This window comes from Elizabethkingia argenteiflava, from assembly GCF_009904105.1.
GTDB lineage: Bacteria > Bacteroidota > Bacteroidia > Flavobacteriales > Weeksellaceae > Elizabethkingia > Elizabethkingia argenteiflava.
Window position 1 is genome coordinate 1 of record NZ_JAAABJ010000593.1, and the last position, 5,211, is coordinate 5,211.

At 47.6% G+C, this 5,211-nt stretch carries 2 tRNA genes and 3 rRNA genes; all 5 read left to right on the forward strand.

The features are described from left to right. Positions 1-183 precede the first annotated feature (183 nt). The 5 genes from GNY06_RS09810 to rrf all read left to right on the forward strand — a co-directional run bounded on the left by GNY06_RS09810 (position 184) and on the right by rrf (position 5,186). Positions 184-1,700 (forward strand): 16S ribosomal RNA (locus GNY06_RS09810). A gap of 140 nt (positions 1,701-1,840) precedes the next feature. Beyond that, positions 1,841-1,914, forward strand: a tRNA-Ile gene (locus GNY06_RS09815). A gap of 12 nt (positions 1,915-1,926) precedes the next feature. Next, a tRNA-Ala gene (locus GNY06_RS09820) sits at positions 1,927-2,003 on the forward strand. A gap of 148 nt (positions 2,004-2,151) precedes the next feature. Then, positions 2,152-4,927: ribosomal RNA gene (locus GNY06_RS09825) — 23S ribosomal RNA — on the forward strand. Between the two features lie 151 nt (positions 4,928-5,078). Beyond that, positions 5,079-5,186: ribosomal RNA gene (rrf, locus tag GNY06_RS09830) — 5S ribosomal RNA — on the forward strand. Together the 16S, 23S and 5S rRNA genes with 2 tRNA genes alongside form the textbook arrangement of a ribosomal RNA operon. The last annotated feature ends 25 nt before the right edge of the window (positions 5,187-5,211 follow it).

Consider the following 5,211-nt stretch of genomic DNA (forward strand, 5'->3'; position numbering starts at 1 on the left):
AAAAAAGTTTTGCTAATTCGAAAAAAGTTTTTATCTTTGCACTCGCAAAACAGGAACAACGACAGAGAGTTTTTGTTGGAAGCGAAAAGAGTATAAGATCATTGAAATAAAGAAATAACAACCAAGTAAGGAAAAACCAAAGCGTCAATTTTAAATTGAGTTGAGTTTAAGGGAAACAAACATACAATGGAGAGTTTGATCCTGGCTCAGGATGAACGCTAGCGGGAGGCCTAACACATGCAAGCCGAGCGGTATAGATTCTTCGGGATCTAGAGAGCGGCGAACGGGTGCGGAACACGTGTGCAACCTGCCCTTATCAGGGGGATAGCCTTTCGAAAGGAAGATTAACACCCCATAATATATATTAAGGCATCTTGATATATTGAAAACTACGGTGGATAAGGATGGGCACGCGCAAGATTAGCTAGTTGGAGAGGTAACGGCTCACCAAGGCGATGATCTTTAGGGGGCCTGAGAGGGTGATCCCCCACACTGGTACTGAGACACGGACCAGACTCCTACGGGAGGCAGCAGTGAGGAATATTGGACAATGGGTGCAAGCCTGATCCAGCCATCCCGCGTGCAGGATGACGGCCCTATGGGTTGTAAACTGCTTTTATCTAGGAATAAACCTACTTACGTGTAAGTAGTTGAAGGTACTAGAAGAATAAGCACCGGCTAACTCCGTGCCAGCAGCCGCGGTAATACGGAGGGTGCAAGCGTTATCCGGATTTATTGGGTTTAAAGGGTCCGTAGGCGGATTTGTAAGTCAGTGGTGAAATCCGACAGCTTAACTGTCGAACTGCCATTGATACTGCAAGTCTTGAGTAAGATTGAAGTGGCTGGAATGAGTAGTGTAGCGGTGAAATGCATAGATATTACTCAGAACACCGATTGCGAAGGCATGTCACTAAGTCTTAACTGACGCTGAGGGACGAAAGCGTGGGGAGCGAACAGGATTAGATACCCTGGTAGTCCACGCCGTAAACGATGATTACTCGTTTTTGGGTTTTAGGATTCAGAGACTAAGCGAAAGTGATAAGTAATCCACCTGGGGAGTACGTTCGCAAGAATGAAACTCAAAGGAATTGACGGGGGCCCGCACAAGCGGTGGAGCATGTGGTTTAATTCGATGATACGCGAGGAACCTTACCAAGACTTAAATGGGAAATGACAGCTTTAGAGATAGAGTTTTCTTCGGACATTTTTCAAGGTGCTGCATGGTTGTCGTCAGCTCGTGCCGTGAGGTGTTAGGTTAAGTCCTGCAACGAGCGCAACCCCTGTCACTAGTTGCTAACATTTAGTTGAGGACTCTAGTGAGACTGCCTACGCAAGTAGAGAGGAAGGTGGGGATGACGTCAAATCATCACGGCCCTTACGTCTTGGGCCACACACGTGCTACAATGGCCGGTACAGAGGGCAGCTACCAGGTGACTGGATGCAAATCTCGAAAGCCGGTCTCAGTTCGGATTGGAGTCTGCAACTCGACTCTATGAAGCTGGAATCGCTAGTAATCGCGCATCAGCCATGGCGCGGTGAATACGTTCCCGGGCCTTGTACACACCGCCCGTCAAGCCATGGAAGCTGGGGGTACCTGAAGTCGGTGACCGTAAAAGGAGCTGCCTAGGGTAAAACTAGTAACTAGGGCTAAGTCGTAACAAGGTAGCCGTACCGGAAGGTGCGGCTGGAACATCTCATTTTAGAGCGTCTACAAGACGAAAAACAAAACAGTCACTTAGTAGTGACAACACTTAAACGAAGCAAAGCTTTGGTTTTTATTTGGTTGTGATTTCAAAAAAAAAATATACCCCTTAAATTAGTACAGGGAAGAGATTAATACAGTCTCGTAGCTCAGCTGGTTAGAGCGCTACACTGATAATGTAGAGGTCGGCAGTTCGAGCCTGCCCGAGACTACTAATTTAGAGAGGGGAATTAGCTCAGCTGGCTAGAGCGCCTGCCTTGCACGCAGGAGGTCAAGGGTTCGACTCCCTTATTCTCCACCACTGTGAGATATATTATAAATATACGAATAGAGCCAAATACAATATTCGGATAATATAGCTCAGAGAGCAAAAAAGATCATTGACATTAACGGTAAAGACATCACAAAGAGATAACCGAGCACTCCTAGAGTGCGGAGTAAAAATTAGAAAAGAAATCGTTAAGGGCGTATGGCGGATGCCTAGGCTTTCAGAGGCGAAGAAGGACGTGGTAAGCTGCGAAAAGCTACGGGGATTGGCACACACGAATTGATCCGTAGATGTCCGAATGGGGCAACCCGGCATGTTGAAGACATGTCACCTCGCAAGAGGAGCAAACCCGGAGAACTGAAACATCTAAGTACCCGGAGGAAAAGAAATCGAAGAGATTCCGTAAGTAGTGGCGAGCGAAAGCGGATTAGCCCAAAAGTTTATATATTTTTAGAGGAAAGTACTGGAAAGTACTGCCGTAGAGGGTGATAGCCCCGTACTTGAAAGGGATATATAGATGATAAAAGAGTAGGGCGGGACACGTGAAATCCTGTCTGAACATGGGGGGACCATCCTCCAAGGCTAAATACTCCTGAAAGACCGATAGTGAACAAGTACTGTGAAGGAAAGGTGAAAAGCACTTCGAATAGAAGGGTGAAACAGAACCTGAAACCGTACGCCTACAAGCGGTCGGAGCAGAGATAATCTGTGACGGCGTGCCTTTTGCATAATGAGCCTACGAGTTAATTTTACTAGCGAGGTTAAGGACTTAAGGTCCGGAGCCGTAGCGAAAGCGAGTCTGAATAGGGCGCTGAGTTAGTGGGATTAGACGCGAAACCTTGTGATCTACCCATGGGCAGGTTGAAGCTTTGGTAACACAAAGTGGAGGACCGAACCGGTTGACGTTGAAAAGTCTTCGGATGACCTGTGGGTAGGGGTGAAAGGCCAATCAAACTGGGAGATAGCTCGTACTCCCCGAAATGCATTTAGGTGCAGCGTCGATTTAGTTTATTAGAGGTAGAGCTACTGATTGGATGCGGGGGTTTCATCGCCTACCAATTCCTGACAAACTCCGAATGCTAATAAATGATGGTCGGCAGTGAGGGCATGGGTGCTAAGGTCCATGTCCGAGAGGGAAAGAACCCGGACCACCAGCTAAGGTCCCGAAATATATGCTAAGTTGAAAGAACGCGGTTGGACTGCACAGACAGCTAGGATGTTGGCTTGGAAGCAGCCATTCATTTAAAGAGTGCGTAACAGCTCACTAGTCGAGCGGTCCGGCATGGATAATAATCGGGCATAAGCATATTACCGAAGCTATGGCAGTATATATACTGGGTAGGGGAGCATTCTATTTGCGCCGAAGCAGGATCGTGAGGTCTTGTGGAGCGGATAGAAAAGAAAATGTAGGCATAAGTAACGATAAAGGGGGCGAGAAACCCCCTCACCGAAAGACTAAGGTTTCCTCAGCCATGCTAATCAGCTGAGGGTTAGTCGGGTCCTAACGCGAAGCCGAGAGGCGTAGTGGATGGACAACGGGTTAATATTCCCGTACCGGTATATTAATAAAAGTGACGGAGTTGGGAACTAGGTGCGTACTGACGGAATAGTACGTTGAAGTAACTGTGAGGTTACGATAGTACAGCAAATCTACGGAAGCGCTGATAATCCTGGGGACCCGCTTCCAAGAAAAGCGAAATATACCGCCCGTACCAAAACCGACACAGGTAGTCGAGGAGAGAATCCTAAGGTGCTCGAGTGAGTCGTGGCTAAGGAACTAGGCAAAATAGTCTCGTAACTTCGGAAGAAGAGACGCCTCCCTCCGGGGAGGCCGCAGTGAAGAGGCCCAGGCGACTGTTTATCAAAAACACAGGACTCTGCAAAATCGAAAGATGCAGTATAGGGTCTGACACCTGCCCGGTGCTGGAAGGTTAAGGAAGGTGCTTAGAATTCGTTCGAAGGCATTGACTGAAGCCCCAGTAAACGGCGGCCGTAACTATAACGGTCCTAAGGTAGCGAAATTCCTTGTCGGGTAAGTTCCGACCTGCACGAATGGTGTAACGATCTGGGCACTGTCTCAGCCACGAGCTCGGTGAAATTGTAGTATCGGTGAAGATGCCGATTACCCGCAATGGGACGAAAAGACCCTGTGAACCTTTACTATAACTTCGTATTGACTTCGAGTAAATAATGTGTAGGATAGGTGGGAGGCTATGAATCTGTCACGCTAGTGATAGAGGAGCCGCTGTTGAAATACCACCCTTTATTTACTTGGAGCCTAACTTCTTACAGAAGGACATTGCGTGGTGGGTAGTTTGACTGGGGTGGTCGCCTCCAAAAGAGTAACGGAGGCTTTCAAAGGTACCCTCAGCACGCTTGGTAACCGTGCGTAGAGTGTAATGGCATAAGGGTGCTTGACTGTGAGACCTACAAGTCGATCAGGTGCGAAAGCAGGACATAGTGATCCGGTGGTTCCGTATGGAAGGGCCATCGCTCATAGGATAAAAGGTACTCCGGGGATAACAGGCTAGTCTCCCCCAAGAGCTCACATCGACGGGGAGGTTCGGCACCTCGATGTCGGCTCGTCACATCCTGGGGCTGGAGAAGGTCCCAAGGGTTGGGCTGTTCGCCCATTAAAGTGGCACGCGAGCTGGGTTCAGAACGTCGTGAGACAGTTCGGTCTCTATCTATTGCGGGCGTTAGATGTTTGAGAGGGCTTGATTCTAGTACGAGAGGACCGAATTGAACAAACCTCTGGTGTATCAGTTGTACCGCCAGGTGCACCGCTGAGTAGCTAAGTTTGGAAGAGATAAGCACTGAAAGCATATAAGTGCGAAACTCGCCTCAAGATGAGACATCTTTTAAGGGTCGTTGAAGATTACGACGTTGATAGGCTACAGGTGTAAAGGCAGTAATGTCATAGCCGAGTAGTACTAATTACCCGTAGATTTATAGTCTAATAAAGATATTCGTATCGCTTAGTAACTTTAAGGAGTGCTTACAAGGTTATGCCTTTGTGATGTATATTACCGATTATATGGCTTAATTGTTTATGACGTATAATGATTATATCGTTCATATATGATAAGTCTTATATATACCAGACTTTAGGGTGGTTATAGCGGTGGGGCTCACCTGTTCCCATTCCGAACACAGAAGTTAAGCCCACCAGCGCCGATGGTACTGCGCAAGCGGGAGAGTAGGTCGCCGCCAGTTTTTATTTTTAAGAAACCTTTGCATA